Annotated in this window: 16 protein-coding genes; 6 read left to right on the top strand and 10 right to left on the bottom strand. The window is 62.1% G+C overall.

The genetic code is table 11. The features are described 5' to 3' along the window. Positions 1-28 precede the first annotated feature (28 nt). On the bottom strand, positions 29-817 hold the full coding sequence (locus PQQ96_RS02465) for an ABC transporter substrate-binding protein (protein WP_408288272.1): 789 nt from the start codon (positions 815-817) through the stop codon (positions 29-31). A 29-nt stretch (positions 818-846) separates the two neighbouring features. Further along, entirely contained in the window at positions 847-2,040 is a 1,194-nt protein-coding gene (locus PQQ96_RS02470) for a M20 aminoacylase family protein (protein WP_408288274.1), read from the bottom strand. A gap of 131 nt (positions 2,041-2,171) precedes the next feature. Between PQQ96_RS02470 and PQQ96_RS02475 the strand changes: the two genes are divergently transcribed. The 5 genes from PQQ96_RS02475 (at position 2,172) to PQQ96_RS02495 (ending at position 9,698) form a co-directional block, all read left to right on the top strand. Further along, a complete protein-coding gene (locus PQQ96_RS02475; protein WP_408288277.1) occupies positions 2,172-3,158 on the top strand; it encodes a LysR substrate-binding domain-containing protein in 987 nt (328 codons plus the stop codon). Positions 3,159-3,502: 344 nt separating this feature from the next. Next, the gene (gene hflK, locus PQQ96_RS02480; protein WP_408288280.1) at positions 3,503-5,419 is read left to right on the top strand and encodes a protease modulator HflK; all 1,917 of its coding nucleotides are present in this window, start codon (positions 3,503-3,505) and stop codon (positions 5,417-5,419) included. Between the two features lie 66 nt (positions 5,420-5,485). Next, positions 5,486-6,529 (top strand): protease modulator HflC, encoded by a 1,044-nt coding sequence (gene hflC / locus PQQ96_RS02485; RefSeq protein WP_408288283.1) that lies wholly within the window; start codon positions 5,486-5,488, stop codon positions 6,527-6,529. Then, positions 6,526-7,710 carry an SPFH domain-containing protein gene (locus PQQ96_RS02490; protein WP_408288286.1) on the top strand — a complete coding sequence of 395 codons (1,185 nt, stop codon included), beginning with the start codon at positions 6,526-6,528 and terminating at the stop codon, positions 7,708-7,710. The genes hflC and PQQ96_RS02490 overlap by 4 nt, the downstream gene beginning before the upstream one ends. Then, positions 7,707-9,698 carry a heavy metal translocating P-type ATPase gene (locus PQQ96_RS02495; RefSeq protein WP_408288288.1) on the top strand — a complete coding sequence of 664 codons (1,992 nt, stop codon included), beginning with the start codon at positions 7,707-7,709 and terminating at the stop codon, positions 9,696-9,698. The genes PQQ96_RS02490 and PQQ96_RS02495 overlap by 4 nt, the downstream gene beginning before the upstream one ends. Before the next feature lie 56 nt (positions 9,699-9,754). Here the strand turns inward: PQQ96_RS02495 and PQQ96_RS02500 are convergent, their stop codons facing one another. The 5 genes from PQQ96_RS02500 to PQQ96_RS02520 form a co-directional block, all read right to left on the bottom strand. Further along, positions 9,755-10,423 carry an energy transducer TonB gene (locus tag PQQ96_RS02500; RefSeq protein WP_408288291.1) on the bottom strand — a complete coding sequence of 223 codons (669 nt, stop codon included), beginning with the start codon at positions 10,421-10,423 and terminating at the stop codon, positions 9,755-9,757. Positions 10,424-10,445: 22 nt separating this feature from the next. Next, positions 10,446-10,844: an ExbD/TolR family protein gene (locus tag PQQ96_RS02505; protein WP_408288294.1), complete on the bottom strand. Its 399-nt coding sequence runs from the start codon at positions 10,842-10,844 to the stop codon at positions 10,446-10,448. Further along, positions 10,841-11,488: a MotA/TolQ/ExbB proton channel family protein gene (locus PQQ96_RS02510; RefSeq protein WP_408288297.1), complete on the bottom strand. Its 648-nt coding sequence runs from the start codon at positions 11,486-11,488 to the stop codon at positions 10,841-10,843. The genes PQQ96_RS02505 and PQQ96_RS02510 overlap by 4 nt, the downstream gene beginning before the upstream one ends. A gap of 27 nt (positions 11,489-11,515) precedes the next feature. Beyond that, positions 11,516-13,861, bottom strand: coding sequence for a TonB-dependent receptor (locus PQQ96_RS02515; protein ID WP_408288300.1), 2,346 nt, complete (start codon positions 13,859-13,861; stop codon positions 11,516-11,518). 293 nt (positions 13,862-14,154) lie between these two features. Next, positions 14,155-15,066, bottom strand: coding sequence for an NAD(P)/FAD-dependent oxidoreductase (locus tag PQQ96_RS02520; RefSeq protein WP_408288302.1), 912 nt, complete (start codon positions 15,064-15,066; stop codon positions 14,155-14,157). A gap of 174 nt (positions 15,067-15,240) precedes the next feature. On the opposite strand from PQQ96_RS02520, the gene PQQ96_RS02525 reads away from it, so the two are divergent. After that, complete coding sequence (locus tag PQQ96_RS02525; RefSeq protein ID WP_408288305.1) at positions 15,241-15,675, top strand: Rrf2 family transcriptional regulator; 435 nt, start codon at positions 15,241-15,243, stop codon at positions 15,673-15,675. A gap of 115 nt (positions 15,676-15,790) precedes the next feature. Here the strand turns inward: PQQ96_RS02525 and PQQ96_RS02530 are convergent, their stop codons facing one another. From PQQ96_RS02530 to PQQ96_RS02540, 3 genes are all read right to left on the bottom strand, one after another. Further along, entirely contained in the window at positions 15,791-16,585 is a 795-nt protein-coding gene (locus PQQ96_RS02530) for an alpha/beta hydrolase (protein WP_408288307.1), read from the bottom strand. Positions 16,586-16,704: 119 nt separating this feature from the next. Beyond that, on the bottom strand, positions 16,705-17,049 hold the full coding sequence (locus PQQ96_RS02535) for a DUF4148 domain-containing protein (protein WP_408288310.1): 345 nt from the start codon (positions 17,047-17,049) through the stop codon (positions 16,705-16,707). Between the two features lie 63 nt (positions 17,050-17,112). Then, positions 17,113-17,463, bottom strand: coding sequence for a DUF4148 domain-containing protein (locus PQQ96_RS02540; protein ID WP_408288313.1), 351 nt, complete (start codon positions 17,461-17,463; stop codon positions 17,113-17,115). Positions 17,464-17,483: the final 20 nt, after the last annotated feature.

Raw genomic sequence — 17,483 nt, forward strand, 5'->3', positions numbered from 1 at the left:
ATAGAGTGGCAAAGCGCTCAGGTCCGGCTCACTTTGCGCCGTAGATATCGAAGTCGAAGTACTTCCGGTTGATCTTTGCGTAAGTCCCGTTTGCCAGGATGGCAGCCAGTGCCTGATTGAATGCATCGCGCAGCGCGACGTCCTGCTTGCGAAGGCCAAGACCGTCGCCCAGACCGAAATACTTCGGATCGTCCAAAGCCGGGCCGGCAAACTTGTAGTCCTTGCCCTCAGGCTTCTTGAGAAAGCCGTCGTTTGCTTCGATCGATGCCTGAAATGCCGCATCGAGCCGTCCCGCTAACAGGTCCGTGTAGACCTGATCCTGATTCTGGTACGAGACGATCTGCACGCCCGCCGGTTGCCACTCCGCTTTGGCGTAATCTTCCTGGCTCGAACCCTGTTCGACACCGACACGTTTACCGTTTAGCGAAGCCGCCGTCGGCAGCAGATCGGAGTCGCGCTTGACGACCAGTCGTGCCGGCGCGTTGGAGATCTTGTTCGTGAACGCGATCTGCTGCATGCGCTTGGGTGTGATGGTCATCGAAGACGAAATCGCATCGAACTTTCTTGCGAGCAGGCCGGGGATCATGCCGTCGAAGCTGGTTTCGACCCATACGCAGCGCGCATGAAGTTCGGCACAGAGCGCGTTGGCGATGTCCACGCCGAAGCCGGTCAGCTTTCCGTCTGGCGTCTTGTACTCTAGCGGCGGATAAGTCGGATCGACCGCCAGCTTGATTTCCTTGCCGGACCAGTCGGCGGCATGGGCGGCGCCGGACAGCGCCATCAAAGCGAACGAGATTGCTGCAAGTTTTTTATTCATCTGTGTTTCTCCTCAACGACGTTGTTGAACTACTTGTGTTCCAAATGAACGGGTTTTGCCAGAAAGCGTTCGGTCAGCTTGACCCAATAGGTGGCGCCCACTGCCAGACAGTCATCATTAAAATCGTAGCCGGAGTGATGTAGCGCGCAACCGCGTTCGCCGTCGCCATTGCCGATTACGAAGTAGCTGCCCGGGCATTTTTCGAGCATGCATGCGAAGTCTTCGCTGGCCGTGAAGGGTTCGAGACCGTCGATGATGGATTGCGTGCCCAACCAGTCCGCAGCCACCTGGCGCGCGAAATCCGTTTCCGTACGGTGATTGATCAGCACCGGATGACACCGAACGTAGTCGATCTCAGCATGCGCGCCGAAACTTGCCGCCTGTCCGTGCACGAGTTCGCAAATCCTGCGTTCGAGCAGTTCGCGCACATCCGGCGCCAGCGCCCGGACGGTCAGCAGCATCTGCGCCGACGACGGGATCACATTCGACGCGACACCCGCATGAATCGAACCGACGCTGATAATGGCCAGGTCGCGCGGGCTCACGTTACGCGACACGATACTTTGCAACGCGGTCACGATCGACGCGCAAACGACAATCGGATCAATCGCCTTGTCCGGCACGGCACCGTGCCCGCCGCGACCCACCACGCGCACGGTGACGGTGTCGGCCGACGCCATGAATGCGCCGCTAAAGAAGCCCAGATGACCTGCCGGATAGCCAGGAACGTTGTGGAGCGCGAATACGGCATCGCACGGAAAGCGTTCGAAGAGGCCGTCTTCGATCATCTTTTGCGCGCCGCCGAGGCCTTCTTCAGCGGGTTGGAAAATCAGGTTCAGTGTGCCGGAGAACGCGCGTGTTTCGGCCAGGTACTTTGCAGCAGCCAGCAGCGTGGCCGTATGTCCATCGTGGCCGCATGCGTGCATGACGCCGTCGTTCCGGCTGGCATAGGGCAAGCCCGTAGTCTCGAGGATGGGAAGCGCGTCCATATCGGCGCGCAATCCGAGGGACGGCCCATGTCCGCTCTTTAGCGTGCCCACCACGCCCGTTTTACCGACAGCGCGCGTGACCTGATAGCCCCACTGGTTCAGGCATTCGGCAACCAGTTCGCTGGTTGCGACCTCCTGAAGGCCGAGTTCCGGATACGCGTGAATACGGCGACGCAGACCGATCATTTCCTCCTGGATGGCTGCGATGCCGGGCAAAACGAAGTCTTGAACCATCGATGAAGTCCTTTGAATAGCGGGCAGACCCGGTCGTCGCGCCCGGCCGTCTGGGCTTCGGGCGTCGCATCTGTCTGCACTGGTCGGAATGCTATTCAGCTAAATCTCGAGGGTGAAGCCGCAGTTTTGTTATGCTGACAACCATTTGTTGTCGGGGTGGTTTTGTGAAGATTCATCAGTTGCAGGCGTTGGTCGCGAGTGCGGAAACGGGCAGCATCAGAGCGGCCGCGCGGTCATTGGGAATTTCTCAGGCCGCAGTCACGCGCGCGTTGCGTGAACTCGAAGCCAACGAGCAACTGCCGCTGCTGATACGCGCGCCTGAAGGAATCAGCTTTACCGAATATGGCAAGGCGTTGCTCACGCACGCGCGTCTGGTCCTCAATCAGTTGGAACACGCGCAGAACGAGCTGGCAAGATTGCGCGGTCGGGCGGAGGGACGGCTTAGCGTCGGTGTGACACCGTGGGTCACGTTGACGTTTCTGGCCGAGACGGTATTGCTGTTTCGCAAGCGGATGCCCGATATTCAACTGGAGCTTTTCGAGAGTCTGATGGCCGTCGCGCAACCGCTTTTACGTGCCGGCGATATGGACTTTGTGATCGGTCAGTTGCATCCGTCTACTAGCACGCAGGAGTTTTCCTGCGAGCCGGTGTTGAACTACGAGACGGCCGTGATGGTTCGCCGGGGGCATCCGCTGCAGCATTGCCGTTCGATTCACGATCTACTGGATCAGGACTGGGCGCTAAATTTCGCGCCCGACGGCCAGGACGCGCTGATCGACTATCTGTTCACGCGCCATGGCGCGCAGATGGACGCGAACCGTATTGTGCGGGCACAGTCGCTAGGAACACTGCAGATGCTGGTTGAGCGCGCTGACATGTGTACGTGGTGCCCGACTGTCCTGCAGACGGCCCCCCTGTTTCAGGGCCGACTGGTGGCGCTAGCGCTGAAGGAAAAATTCGATTCGCGACAACTAAGCATTGTTACGCGTCGAAACAGCACGCTCGGCGGCGCGGCCCGTTGCTTTATTGAGTGTCTGTTGCAAGTGATCCGCAAGCATGCGCGATCGGCGACGAAAGAAGACCTTGCGCTGTTTGACACCTTGACCCTGCTTGTGTGAGCAGGTCCCCTAAGCGATGCCCAATGACTCAAGGGCGGCACTGATTAGCACCGGCTCGCAAGCGGTAAGCACTATCGGCAATGCGAGTCAGGCATGAAATGATGCCGTCGATGGATGAGTCATAGGAAAGGGCCGGCGATTGCCTTTCCAAACCCTTTCATTTTTATGCTGCGCGTGAGGTGAGACGCTCGCATTTCGCCCTGCTTATGCAGCTCGAATTTTCCTGGCACATCCAACTTGAGTTTCCACTCCCGGCACGTTAAATTGCGGCTCGCAGCGCTATGCGTTAGCCTCGGGGGCGAAGGCCGATTATTCGATTTGTAACTCATTCGTAGGGATTCCTGATGTCGGACCAGGTCGGGCGCGAGAAGGAAGCATCGGATGAGCGGCTGGCCGGACGTGACGAAGTTTTGCTGCTGGGATGGGCGGCTGCGGCACTGGCGGCCGTGCTTGGCGCGCTGAGTTTTTTCTCGAACAGCCTACCCGCTGATTCGCGCTGGTGCGCGGTACTGGCGAGTGCATGCCTGAATGTGCTTGCCGTCACACTCTGGAGTCCGTCGCCCGCGCATAGGTCGGCTGAGCGCGCGGCGGGACCGGGCTGGAAACACGCCTTCCTATTCCTCTGGCAGATCATCCGGCAGGATCCCGATGCAGAGGACTTGAAGCTGGAGGTCCGTGCCATCCGCTGGCAACCCTGGGCCGTGCTCATCTGCACCTGCCTGTCCGTGGCAATCGCCGTGAAGGCCTTGAAGCCGTTTCCGCCCGCCGCGCTCTTTCACGCGATGGTCTCACCGTCGCTGGTCATCGCATGCGGTGCAACGGCGCTGGTGCTTGCCTTCCTCACGCTCGTCGTCGAACGCTTCTATACACACGATGCACAGCGGACAGGTGCCGCACGGTCGGCGTCGCTGGCGGGGATGTTGCGCGTCGTGCTTCTGTGCGCGCTTGCCGCAGCGGTATCGGCGGCGTGGTTCGTCTACATGCATACGACGCTCGATCTGCTGGTCCATGCCGTGGCGATTTTCAGTGCGGCGATCGCGGTCGAGTTGATGTTGCGCGTGTTCATCCGGTGGTTTTTCCCGCCGCGTGCCGGCTCGAATGCGGCGCAGGTCCCGTCGAGCGTGCTCGCGGGGATGCTGAGTGTCGGCCAATCACCCCTGTCGACGCTGGGCGCCGAACTGCACGGCCGCTACGGAATCGATCTGCGGCAGAACTGGGTGTTACGCAGCTTCGTGCGACTGTTGCCTGCCACCGTTGCAACGATGATGGTCTGTGCCTGGCTTCTGACTTCCGTTGTCGTGCTCGGCCCGGACCAGCGCGCGGTCTATGAACGTTTCGGTGCGCCCGTCGCGGTCTGGCAACCCGGCCTGCATGTAGGCATCCCCTGGCCCTTCGGCCGGGCGCGTATCGTCGATAACGGCGCCGTGCATCAGTTCATCGTCTCGGGCGGGGCGGACGACAGTAGCGTCGCGGCGCCTTCCGCTCCCGCCGACGGGCCGACGCCAGAACAGTTGAATCGTCTGTGGGATGTGCAGCACCCATGGGAGACGACTCAGGTGATCGCCGGCGCGACTGGCGAACAGCAGAACTTTCAGATCGTCAACGCCGACGTGCGGCTCGATTATCGCGTGGGCCTGAGCGATGCGGCCGCGCGCGCCGCGCTATACCGGTCTGTCGATCCAGAAACCACGGTCCGGTCGATCGCCAACCGCGAGGTCGTGCATTACCTCGCATCGCATACGCTGCGATCCTTGCTGGAGACGAGCCAGAACGCGATGGCGGAGAGCGTGCGACGCGCCGTGCAGCAGCAACTCGACCGGCTGATGAGCGGCATCGACGTCGTCGCGGTCGTGATCGAGAGCGTGCATCCGCCCGCAGGGGCGGCAGCGGCCTATCACGATGTGCAGGCCGCGCAGATTCGGGCTCAGGCAAGCGTCGCGCTAGCGCATGGCTTCGCGGCAGAAATGTTGGGCAATGCGCAGCAGCAGGCGCAGACCAAGGTCGCCGAGGCAAGCGCGGACGCGGGCAACACGGTGGTGACGGCGCGCGTGCAGCAGATCGATTTCGAGGCCGACATGGTGGCTTACCGGCTCGGTGGACCTGCGTTTGCCTTCGAGTACTACTTGAGCCGCTTGCAACAGGGCTTGCAGAACGCGCGTATTACGGTGATCGACGATCGGCTGGTCGCCGACCGGCGCGCCACCATCGATCTGCGCGCATTGACTGCCGGCGATCTCGCCGGTATCCCGCACGGCAACTGACGCGCACAGCAGAGATAGGCGGGTGCGTGCGTCGAACGTCGCAGAGGCTGTTTTCAGGGTGGCTTTATGAGTTTGCTTCATTCGCATGCCGATGGCCACGGGCACCACCATCACCACCACGGTCACGGTGATGGGCAGGCCGGGCGCGGCGGTCCGTTTTTTCTGCGCGTGCTGCTTGCACTGCTGTGCGTGATCGTCGCGATCACCGTGGCGAGTTTCATTTCGGTGCGCGCGGGCGAAGCCGCAGTGATCACGCGCTTCGGGCAACCCGTGCGCGTGCTGCTCGAACCTGGCCTCGGCTGGCGTCTGCCCGCGCCGATCGAAGCGGCCGTGCCGGTCGACCTGCGTTTGCATACCACGTCGAGCGGATTGCAGGACGTGGGCACGCGCGACGGCTTGCGGATCATCGTGCAGGCCTATGTTGCGTGGCGCGTGGCGGCGGACCCGAACGACGTACGCCGTTTCGTGCGCGCCGTGGGCAACCAGCCGGACGAAGCCGCGCAGCAGATCCGCTCCCTGCTCGGTTCCTCGTTGCAAACCACATCTGCCGGTTTCGATCTGGCGTCGCTGGTGAACACGGATCCTTCCAAGGTCCGTATTTCCGCTTTCGAAGACGCATTGCTTAGCCAGATCGACGCCCAACTGTATTCGGCCTACGGCGTGCACGTCGTCCAGGTCGGTCTGGAGCGGTTGACGCTGCCGGCCGTGACGCTGGCGGCGACGGTTGGCCGGATGAGCGCCGAACGCGAGACCGTCGCCGCCCAGCGCACGGCCGACGGCAATCGGGAAGCGGCTCAGATTCGTTCTGATGCGGACCGCGACGCGCGACTTGCGGTCGCCGACGCGAACGTCAAGGCGGCGGAGATCGAAGCGCAGTCGCGCAAGGATGCCGCCGAGATCTACGGCAACACCTATGCGGGCAATCCGCATCTGTACACCATGCTGCGTTCGCTCGACACGCTCGACACGGTCGTCAGCGCCAACACGAATCTGATTCTGCGCACCGATGCCGCGCCGTTTCAGGCGCTGGTGCAGGGTCCGACGGACGTGAAGCCGGAACCGTCATCGCAGGCCGCGCCGGCGGCGAAAAAAACCAGGTCCACGCGATGAGCACGGACGCCGACTTGCCGCCGCTGGGGCCTGGCGCTCAGGCGGTGCGGCTCTCGTTCTGGTTCGTGGTCGTCGTCGCCGTGCTGGCCGCGTGTGCGTGGGCAGGGTCGAACATCCGGCGCATCCCTCCCGATAGCCGGGCGGTCGTGTTGCGCTTCGGCGCGTTCGTCCGCACTCAGGACGCGGGCTTGCTGATTGCCTGGCCGCGTCCATTCGAGTCGACGTTACTCGTGCCCGGCAGTGCGCGAGTCCTCGAGCAACGCATTCAGTCGCTCGAACGTGATCCGCGCGCGCGTGAAGCCGACGCTAACGTGTCGCAACTACCGCCTGTCGCGCAGGGGGCGGCGGATGCGGCGGCCGTGGCCAGTGGGACGCCGGATGTGCCGCCGGGTTCGCCGGCCGCGGCGAACGCCGACGCTGATGCCGCTGCACCGCCCGACGCGTTGCCGCAGGTTGCGTTGCTGCCCGATGCGCTGGCCGGTTCCGGTTACGTGCTCACGGGCGACAACGGCGTGTTGCAGTTGCGTGCAACGCTGTACTACCGCGTCGTCGACCCCTACGCCTATGTGCTGCAAAAGGACCGGCTCGATGCGGCGATCGAGCGGATCGTATCCGCGTCGGCGGTGGAGGTCGTGGCGAAACGTGATCTGGATGCGATTCTGGTCGCGCGCCCCGAACTGCTGTCTGCTGATCAGCAGGTCGCGATCAAGCGTGAGCGATTGCGCGGCGATCTCGCGCAGGAGATTGAGCGGCATTTGCGCCAGCTCGACGCGCAACATGCGGGACTCGGCATCGAAGTCGCACGCGTGGATGTCGAAGCGTCGTTCCCGGCACCCGCCGTCAATGCGTTCAACTCGGTGCTGACCTCGTTGCAGGTCGCCGAGCGCAGCATGGACGAGGCGCGCACGTCCGCTGAAAAAATACGCCAGGACGCGCAGCAGGATGCCGACCGGATCGTGCAGAACGCGCAGGCGAGCGCGGTGGAACGGGTGACGTCCGCGCAGGCTAAAACCCTGACCATCCAGCAACTGGGGGCGCCGTTGCGGACCAACAGCGATCCGGGTCTCCTCGCGCGCGTGTATCGGGAGCGTGTTCAGGCGATCCTGTCGAAAGCGGCCCGCGTGACGACCGTCGACCCGCACAACACGTCAAATCTTATTCTGCCGGGGAATGCCCGATGAGCGCGAGAGCCGGGCACACCCTGCATACAGACACCGTCGCCGCGCCGGCGGACGCAGTGGATCGTACGCCTCATAGTCCGGAGATTGCCTTGTCGGCATTGGAGCAGCGTGCGGTCACGCGACAGATCGCGCTCGCGCTGCTGGCCGGCGGCCTGCTCGTGCTGTCTACCGCATGGCACTACTTCGCTCCGGCCGATGAAGTGATCGCGCAAGTGCTGGCGGGACTCGCGTCGCTCGTCGTCGCCGGGTCGGTTTTCGCGAGCGCATGGCGAAGTCTGAAGTCGCCCAGTCTGCACGGCGTCACCGATCGTCTGATCGCGCTCGCGATGCTGGCGGCGTGGGCCGTGGGGGACATGGCGACGGCAGCGCTCCTGCCTATCGTCATGACGTTCGGCCATGCGCTCGAAGAGCGCAGCGTGCTCGGCTCGCAAGAGGCGATCCGGGCACTCGGCCGGCTGACCTCGGGCAAGGTGCGGCGGGTCAACGCCGACGGTTCGATCGAAGAAGTGCCGTATGACTCGGTGCGGGCCGCGGATCAAATCGAAGTCGTAGCGGGCGCGCGAATTCCCGCCGATGGCGTCGTGCTGCACGGGCAGTCCAGTGTCGACAACGGTCCGATTACCGGCGAGTCGGTGCCGCTCGACGTCGAAGCGGGCGCTGCCGTATTCGGTGGCGCGATGAACCTGGACGGTCCGTTGCGTATCGAGGTCACGCATGCGGGCAAGCAGTCGACGCTCGGCAAGATCATCGAGCTGATGCAACGCGCGGAGCAGGCCAAGCCGCCGATCACGCAGATACTCGAACGCTACATGGGCGGCTATCTCTGCCTCGTCCTGCTGATCGCCGCGATTGTGTGGTTCGTCTCGGCGAACGCATCGGCGATGCTGGCCGTGATCGTCGCGGCGTGTCCGTGCGCGCTCGTGCTCGCCGCACCGTCCACGGCCATTGCCGGCATCGCGGTGGCGGCGCGGCACGGCATCCTGTTCAGGAGCGCGGCGTTCCTCGACAAGTTCGCGCAGATCGATTCGCTGGTGATCGACAAGACCGGCACGCTGACTTATGGCGAGTTGCGCGTCGAGGACGTGTTGCTGGAGCCGGGCGTCGATATGGCAGTGGTGCTTGAACTCGCTTCCCGGCTCGGCGGCAGCAGTGCGCATCCGGTGAGCCGCGCGCTGGTGCGTTACGTGGCCGACGTCCAGCCGGCCGGATTCGAACGCGTGCCGTTCGAACATGCACGCGAACTGAGAGGCATGGGCATCGTCGCCGAGACGCCTGAAGGTGTGGCGGTGCTCGGCCGCGCGGGCCTGCTCGCGGAGCACATACCGGCGCTCCCGGAACCGCGTCGCGCGATCGACGGACCTTGCGTCGGTCTTGCGCTGAACGGCCGCTTCCTTGCATGGTTCGGGTTCGCCGATCCGATGCGCGTGGAGGCGCAGAGCGCGCTGGCGGAGTTACGCGAACTGGGGCTGACGCGCCAGACGCTGCTGACCGGCGATCGCGAACCGGTGGCGCGCAAGCTGGCAGCGCAAACCGGCATTGGCGTCGTGGTGGCGCAGGCTTTGCCGCACGACAAGCTCGACTACGTGGTGCGCGAAATGGCGGCCGGTTATCACCCGCTGGTGGTCGGCGACGGCTTGAACGATGTCCTCGCGATCAAGGCGGGTCCCACCAGCATTGCCATGGGCGAACGGGGCATCGACATCGCGGTCGCATCGGCGGATGTCGTGTTGCTCGGCGACGATCTCCGCCGCATCGCGACTTGCGTGAGGCTTGGGCGGCGGTGCCTGCATACCGCGACGGTCAACGCCGCGATCGGGTTGGCGTGGACCGTCGCCGTGATCGTGCTTGCTGCGACGGGCGTGCTTGGCGCAGTCTGGATCGCTCTCCTGCATAACCTCGGCACGTTTATCGTGATCGCCAACGCAGGGCGGTTGCTGCGGGTAGACGAAGAGACGCGCCTCGGTGAGCGCCTGCCGGTTGACGGCTGAGGGGCGATGAGGGACGGGCAGCGCGTTGGTGCGGTACGAGCGCTGCCCGGGTTGCCTTAGTTCACATTGAAGTGGACACGGATGTCCTGGCGGCTTTCTACCGGATGCCCGGCCTGCATCGCGGGAAAGAATCGCCATTTACGGAGCGATTCGAGCAGGATCTGGTTGAGCCTCGGGTTCGGTGTTGGCTTGATGAGTTCGACATCGACTGAGCCGTCGACGTGAATCATGAAGCGGGCGGTTGCAACGGTTTGATACGCCTGCTCGCGCAAGTCGTCGGGGAGTTCCGGCAGCGGCTGGGAAATGGAATGCGCCGCCGCGTCGCCGGATGCCGTGGCGGCTGATTTTTCTTCCGAAGGTGCAGCAGCATGCGCGGGCGGCTCAGCGGCCGGCTTCGCTTCTTCTGTTGTTTGCGCGGGCGGGGCAGGCGCTACGCTGTGCATCGATTGCATTTCAGGCTGGGATCGTGCGGGCGGTACGGCGCGTTGTGGCAAGGCGCGAGCGCGCTTGTCCGCCGGCTTCGTCGCCGGTGCCGGAGCAGGCGCAGTGTGCACCACCGGCGCAGGTGGGGGATCGAGTTCCACCATGCGCATTTCGAGCGGCTTAGCCGGTGGACGCGCTGTTGTTGCGCCGAGCCAGTGTCCAAATGCAGAAAGGAACACGATCCATACCATCAGCGCAACCAGCAACGCTAGCGTGATTCGAACCTTCTGAGACTCGTCCACAGCGACCGCGAATCGCATCCGGCTATTCACGATGTACTGCAATCAGAAACCGCTCAGCGCCTGCGCGGCGCGCGGCCAGCATCGCCTGAACGACCACGCCGTGATCCGCTGCGTCGTCAGCGGCGATCACCACATTGCCGTCCGGTTGCAGCAGGCGCTTGACGGTGGACTCGATCTGATCGAGATGAACGGATTGGTGATTCACGAATATCTCATTGCTTCGGTCCACCGAGATCGTCAGCGGTTCATGCGCCGCCATCGGCTGCGCGATGCCGGCCGGGAGGTTGACCTTGACGGTGTCGAGCCGCTGCATCGCAAGCGATGCGAGCATGAAGGTCGCCAGCAGAAAGAACATCACATCGATCATCGGAATGATTTCGATGCGACCGCGCTTTACCGCGCGTGAGCGCTTGAACTTCACGGCTGCGCTCCCACGGGCGGCTCGGTAAGACGGATTTCGCTGAGCCGCGCATTTGCGAACGATTCGAGTTCATCCATGAGTCGTTCAAGCCGGCGGGAAAAATAGTTGAACGCGAAGAGCGCGAACAAGGCGACCACGAGCCCAATCGCGGTGGCCACCAACGACTGCGCCACACCACCGGTCACGCCCCCCGGGTCGACGAGACCGTCGCCGCCGAACAACTGGAACGAATGCATCATGCCGACGATGGTGCCGAGCAGCCCCAGTAGCGGCGCTGCTGTCACGATGGTTTCCAGCACCCAGAACCCTTTACTCATCTCGCGTTCGATTTGCGAGGCTACCGATTGCGCCTTGGCCTCGCGCAGCCACAGCGGGACAGAGGGATCGGGCACCCAGGGCGCGCTCACCCGCGCGAACGCATTCTGACCGGCGGTATCGTTCAATCTGCCGGCCCAATCAAGGGCCGACCCCGGTGAACCGATTTCGTGTGTCGCACGCATCGCGCCTGGCAAACGGCCGAAACGCAGAAACACATAGGCGCGGTCGAGGGTGATGGCGACCGCCAGAATGGCGAGTATCGTCAGCGGATAGATGACCCATCCGCCTACGCGTACCGCCGCCAGAACACTTGCCCAATCTTGCATGACCGACCTCTTTGTAGCCTGATGGAATTAGAAATGCTTGGTGATTCCGGCGTAGACGGCGAAATGCGGGCCGTATTGCGGTGCGCCGACGCCGATCCCAGAACCGTCGCGCAACTCGTAGACGCGATTGAACGCGTTGATCACCACCAGGCGTGCATCGAATTTCCCGATGATCGGCTGGTTGAAGTGCTGTATCACACCGAGATTGACCTGCGCATAGAGCGGCAGCCGATCGGTGTTCGCAAAGCCGCTACGCAAACCGCTTCCCACCAGCCCATCGAACGTGAAGGTCGTTCTGCCGAAATCGTAGGTTCCGCCGAATGACGCGGTGACGCGCTGGTCATGATCGAGATAGACCCAGTGGCTGTTGATATAGGCGAGTTCCGCCGGGTCGAAATTGAACTGCGCTGAATCGATCTGCGTTCCCTGCGCGCGGCTCCACGCGAGATTCATATACGCCGATACGTTGTCCTGCTTGTAGTTGGCCGTGAACTCGACCCCATACACGCGTCCTTCCCGGTAGTTGAACGGCGTGAAGATGAGCGCGGAGCCGAACTGCCCTTCATCGAGCAGGTTCGTCGATTTCTTGTAGTAGGCGTCAAGCCCGACCGTCACGTTCGACCCGAGGCGTTGCGTCACGCCGAGATCGAAATAATGGCTGCGTTCCGGTTGCACCGGATCGTTCTGGCTCGACGGACTCTGATTGGTCGTGCCAGTGAAGCGGCTGATGGTCGAGCCGGACACCAGCTCGAACGCAGGCGGCGTGAAATAGCGCGCGTAACCGGCATGGAACGTCGTGGCCGGCGTCAGCGCATAGACGAGACCGATGCGAGGGCTGAGCTGGCTCGCACTGACATACTCATCCATCTTGTCGTAGCGAAGACCATAGTTCAGCGTGAGCTTGTCCGTGATTTTCCACTCGTCCTGCACATAGGCGCTGTACAGATAACCGGTCTTGCTGCTGGAGTCCTGAATATTAAAGGGCTGATCGGAAATCTGATTGCCATTGCTATCCGTCGCGAATACGTTGACGCTGTCGTCGAACACCGCGTGTTCCTGCTGGAAAAAGAGGCCCGCTCGAATCGTATGCTTGTCGTTCAGCCGCCAGGTCGTGTCCACCTGTGCGCCGTTGGCCGAGTTGCTGTGAAAGTCCTGTGACGCCACGCCGTTAAAGAGCAGATCGCCGACCGGATCGGGATTGAATTGCGTGCGCGTGTAGCGCGTAAAGAGGGCAACCTGATAGTCCAGTGCGGCGCCATTGGTGCCCTGGAGGGCCACCACGGCGAAGTTGTTCAACTCCGATTGCGTTTCGTTCAACTGGCTCGAATTGAACGTGTTGTTGCCGTTGAGCGTGAAATTGGTGGCCAGACCCGGCGTGTTGGGAATCTCGAACTGGTTGCTCGTCGTGCCGAACATCACACTCACGCGCGTGAGCGGATTGATGATGTACGACATGTAGCCGAACGCGTCGCCCTGGCGGGTGTGGTCATGGATCGCGTTGGCACTGGCGGTGGGATTCTCGATCCCGAGATTGTTCTTGCCCGCCGAACCGCTGAAGTAATAGCTGAACGGCCCCTGACTGCCGAATACATCCGCGCTGGTCTTGATCGTCTGATGGCTGCCGCCGAAAACGTCGATGGATCCACCGTTGCCTGCATCGCCCGTCTTCGTGCGGATGTCCACCACCCCCGCCGTGCGGTAGCCATACTGCGCCGGCAACGCGCCGGTGAGCAGGTTCACCTGGTCGATGATACGGGTGTCGAGCGACTGCCCGAAACCGCTGATCGGCTCGGGAATGATGATGCCGTTGATGCGGTATTGCAGGTTCGCGTGGTCGCCGCGCACGTGCAACTGTCCGTATGAGTCGCTTGCCACGCCGGGCGCCTGGAGCAGCACCTGGTTCAGCGGTGTGTCTTGCCCTGCGGGCAGCGCATTGATATCTGCCTGGCTGAAACGGTACACGCTGCTGCCGGTTTCCGGCAACAGTCCGTTGCGGGCCCGGTCTAGCCGCTTTGCGTTCACCTGCACGTCGAGTGTGTCGCTTTGAGCGAGTTTGACGCTCACCGCGCTTGCTGCGCCCGCAGTCGTCGTCGCAATGCTGTTGCCACTCGCGAACCCCGGTGCTGTGACGACAATCGCGTAGGTGCCCGGTGTCACGTGAGCGATCGCGAAATGGCCGTCTGCGTCCGTTTTCGCCTCGCTGATAGCGGCGCCGCTTGCGTTCTGAACGCTCACGGTGGCGTTTCGGACGGGCTTGCCCGCTGCGTCGGTAACGGCGCCGGTCACCGAACCTTCATCGGGTGCGGCATGGGCATGGGCAGCGATTGCGAACAGCAGCAGGGCTGCATGAGAGACACGCGTGCGATTTTTCATCGTTATTTATTTAGGGTTGACCACTGGGTGGATGTGTTTCCGTCTTGTTGACGTTTTTCTTGCGTGCGATGCGGACGAGCAGGCGTGCGTTTACCGGTCCCGTTCAAGCGGGAACCGTGCAGTCATCTGTCGTGAGGAATGTTATATCATTACATCGAAAATAAAAAATCACAACCCGATGGAAGGCGCTGCGAGCGATTTGAGGGGGCGTGAGGAGGGCGCTTGACGCGCGCGTGGCGGCCCGGATTCGGGCCGCCATAATCGTTTGGCACGGAGGCGTGCCTTGATCGTGCTTACTTGTGCTTCGGCATCGCCAACGAATGGTGTGCACCGACGCCCGCCGCTACGCCGGCAGCCGAGGCAAACGTCGCGTTGGTCATCTTGTTTGTCGCGTCTCCTGCTGCATAAACGCCTTCGACCGTCGTCTGCTTCAAGTCGTCGACCTTGATGACCGCGCCAAGCGGACCGTCATCGAATGCACACCCGAGTTGCTCCGCGAGCGGACTGCCCATGTGCGTCCTGGGCGCGACGAACAGCGCGTCGATCGCGACAACGCGGCCGTCGGCGAGCCTGAGCGCCTCGAGGTGCGGTGCTTGACCGAGTAGTTCCGTCACCGGTGAACGCTCGATCCGAACGCTGCGCGCGTCCAGTTGGGCGATCTGCTCCGCGTCGGGTTCGAAGATGCCCTGGGTGAAATACGTTGTCGGACCCCACTCAGGAATGAGAAGCGCCTGATGAACGGACAGCGCGTGATTACCCAGTACGCCGAGACGGCGATCCCGAACCTCGAAGCCGTGACAATAAGGGCAGTGCAGTGCCGTTGTGCCCCATCGTTCCTGCAAGCCCGGTATGGCTGGCAACTCGTCTCGCACGCCCGTTGCGAGAATGAGCCGGGAACCGAATTCAGTGTGGCCGTCCGCAAGCGCGACACAGAAAGCGTTGTCGGTCCGTCGGGCGGTCACAGCCTCGCCATTGACCCATTGAACCGTAGGGTAGGCCGCAAGCTGTAAAGCGGCCTCGCGAATGATCTCGGCGGGCGGTTTACCATCCTGGCCGAAAAAGCCGTGCGCGTGCGAGGCAAATCGATTGCGTGGAAATCCCGCGTCGACCACGAGAACTTTTCTTCTGGCGCGGGCAAGCTGCATGGCGGCCGACAAGCCAGCGAAACTACCGCCGACAACTATCACATCATGTTGGGTCTGCATGACCTCTCTCCTGTATCGTGCGGCGCCGATGCTGATAGGGCATCAGTCTGACTGACGCCGACCGTTTCATGAAACATCACGAGTTGCATGATACGGCGATGTTATACTTCACGCAACTTTAAGTGTTGCGTGAAGTGGATTCGCGCACCATGCTGCTTGAACAAGAGGCGATGAATGAGAACAGATAGCCGTCTGTCGCGGATGCTGCATGTCCTGATTCACATGGATCGACATGACGGTCCGATGACGTCTGAAACGATCGCGCAGATGCTGCGCACGAATCCCGTCGTGGTGCGGCGAATGTTGGCCGGGCTAAGAGATCAAGGCTACGTGCAGTCCGAAAAAGGGCACGGGGGCGGTTGGGTTGTGTCAATCAACCTGGACGAACTCACGTTACTGGACGTCTATCGGGCGGTCGGGGAGCCGCCGATTTTTTCCGAATTGCTGACTGAAGATCACCCGGAGTGTCTCGTTGAGCAAGCCGTCAACGCCGGTCTGTCAGAAACGGTTCGAGAGGCTGAAGCTGCGCTGCTCGCGCGATTCGGCGAAATTACAGTAGGGATGCTCGCCCGCGATTTCGACGAACGGTTTGCCCGTAGTCGCCGATGACCCGTCTGTCACGAAGTCATCGGCGAGCGTTCAGGCATTCCCATCAACCGGCCTGCGGACTCGATGTCGTAGTCTGTTCGTCGGCATTGGGCCGAAGACCCGCGCATGGGCGCGCTCACAACTGAGCATGCTTCGCCGCGTCCTCGATCACTGCGGCGACTTCCTTCGGGCGCGATTCGTAGACCGAATGGCTCGCGCCGGCGAGGACGGTCGTGTGACTATGCGCACGCGCGTAGTACCAGCGTTCGAGGTCGGGATTGATGATCTTGTCGTCGGCCGCGACGATGCCCCAACTCGGTTTGCTGGTCCATGCGGCGACCGTCATTGGCGTTGAGAAGACCTTCGCTGCCGTCAGGATTTGCGCGTGCGATTCGAACTGGGCTTCTTTAAGCGGCAGATCGGCGGCGAAATCGCTCGGGAAATCCGCGGGATTCAGGTACGTGTAGCCGTCGCCGGTCTTCTCGATGGCGCCCGGCTGCTTCGACGTGTAGCTCGGCGTACCTTTACCAAGCGTGCTTTCGTCTTCGCCGACGGCTGGCGCATGTGCGGCCACGTACACCAGACCGACGACATTCGGGTGCACACCGGCCTCCGTGATGACCGAGCCGCCGTAGCTATGGGCCACGAGGATCGTCGGGCCGTTCTGCTCGTCGAGGACGCGTTTGGTTGCGGCGACGTCGTCTTCGAGGGAGCTCAATGGTTCCTGCACAATGGTGACGTGGTAGCCATCTTTGGTCAGCCGGTCATAGACCGGCTTCCAGCCTGATCCGTCCACCCACGCGCCGTGCACGAGAACAATATTGTGGACCGGGGCATGCTGCGGCTGGACGTCCTGTGCCATCACACCGGTAGACGCGAAAAGACTAGCCGACAGTGACAAGGCCGAGGCGACGAGAGGCAAAACTTTCATGACACACTCCGTTATGGGTTGAGGTAGGTCAGGGTAGTGAGCGGAAATCGATTAATTTATGAAAAATGGTAGGAGTACTGTGCATGTTGTGTGTGGCATAGAACCCCTTGTCCCACTGTTCAGCTACCGAAGAAGGTATTGCAGAAGCTCACCGGACCCACACAGGAAGAGGGCATCGACACGCGCGCGCCGGACGACGAACTGCCGTACTGCGCTACGCCGCCGTAGCCCTGCTGCGTCATCGGCTGATCGCCCTGCGCGGCGATCGTCGCTTCAGCGGCCTGAATGTCGGCCGGATAATCGGCGTCGTTGCCGCGCGACGGGTTGTAGCCCGCCTGTTCGAGACGCACCAGATCGGCGCGGACTTCGGCACGTGTCACCGGCGCGTTCGATTGCGCGAAACTCAGAGCGGGAGCGGCCAATGTACCGACAGCGAGAGCGAAACAGACAAGAGCGTTCTTCATGATTGATATTCCTTCTGGAATGGATGAACTGAAAGAAAACGACTGCGCGAAAAGGGTGATTCCTTAGCTGCCGAAGTACGGTGTGCAGAATCCGGCCGGACCGACACACGCCGATATCGCCGCGCCTGCAGAATGGGCGGGTGCATTGGATGAGCGTTGACCCGCCGCCGTCGAACCTGACATCGCCGGACCTTCACCGCTCATGCTCACCTTCATGCGGGCAGCCTGTCGCGAGAAGATCGGGTTGATCTCGGGATACGACGTGTCGGTTACGAGGCGCGAGCCGTCAGCTTCTGCCTGAACCAGTTCCTGGCGCACTTCCGCGCGAGTTTTTTCCTGTGCCGATGCCTGGGTGACTGCGCCGGCCGATGCGAGGAGAATCATCGAAAGAGTAATAGCAAGGTTGTGTTTCATTTTGGATGCCTAATTGATGG

Source organism: Paraburkholderia sediminicola (genome assembly GCF_046027825.1).
Taxonomy (GTDB): Bacteria; Pseudomonadota; Gammaproteobacteria; order Burkholderiales; family Burkholderiaceae; genus Paraburkholderia; species Paraburkholderia sediminicola_D.

Coding starts and splice junctions, on each gene's coding strand:
- PQQ96_RS02465 (WP_408288272.1), bottom strand. CDS start 817: ATGAATAAAAAACTTGCAGCAATCTCGTTCGCTTTGATGGCGCTGTCC.
- PQQ96_RS02470 (WP_408288274.1), bottom strand. CDS start 2,040: ATGGTTCAAGACTTCGTTTTGCCCGGCATCGCAGCCATCCAGGAGGAA.
- PQQ96_RS02475 (WP_408288277.1), top strand. CDS start 2,172: ATGCTGACAACCATTTGTTGTCGGGGTGGTTTTGTGAAGATTCATCAG.
- hflK (WP_408288280.1), top strand. CDS start 3,503: ATGTCGGACCAGGTCGGGCGCGAGAAGGAAGCATCGGATGAGCGGCTG.
- hflC (WP_408288283.1), top strand. CDS start 5,486: ATGAGTTTGCTTCATTCGCATGCCGATGGCCACGGGCACCACCATCAC.
- PQQ96_RS02490 (WP_408288286.1), top strand. CDS start 6,526: ATGAGCACGGACGCCGACTTGCCGCCGCTGGGGCCTGGCGCTCAGGCG.
- PQQ96_RS02495 (WP_408288288.1), top strand. CDS start 7,707: ATGAGCGCGAGAGCCGGGCACACCCTGCATACAGACACCGTCGCCGCG.
- PQQ96_RS02510 (WP_408288297.1), bottom strand. CDS start 11,488: ATGCAAGATTGGGCAAGTGTTCTGGCGGCGGTACGCGTAGGCGGATGG.
- PQQ96_RS02515 (WP_408288300.1), bottom strand. CDS start 13,861: ATGAAAAATCGCACGCGTGTCTCTCATGCAGCCCTGCTGCTGTTCGCA.
- PQQ96_RS02520 (WP_408288302.1), bottom strand. CDS start 15,066: ATGCAGACCCAACATGATGTGATAGTTGTCGGCGGTAGTTTCGCTGGC.
- PQQ96_RS02525 (WP_408288305.1), top strand. CDS start 15,241: ATGAGAACAGATAGCCGTCTGTCGCGGATGCTGCATGTCCTGATTCAC.
- PQQ96_RS02530 (WP_408288307.1), bottom strand. CDS start 16,585: ATGAAAGTTTTGCCTCTCGTCGCCTCGGCCTTGTCACTGTCGGCTAGT.
- PQQ96_RS02535 (WP_408288310.1), bottom strand. CDS start 17,049: ATGAAGAACGCTCTTGTCTGTTTCGCTCTCGCTGTCGGTACATTGGCC.
- PQQ96_RS02540 (WP_408288313.1), bottom strand. CDS start 17,463: ATGAAACACAACCTTGCTATTACTCTTTCGATGATTCTCCTCGCATCG.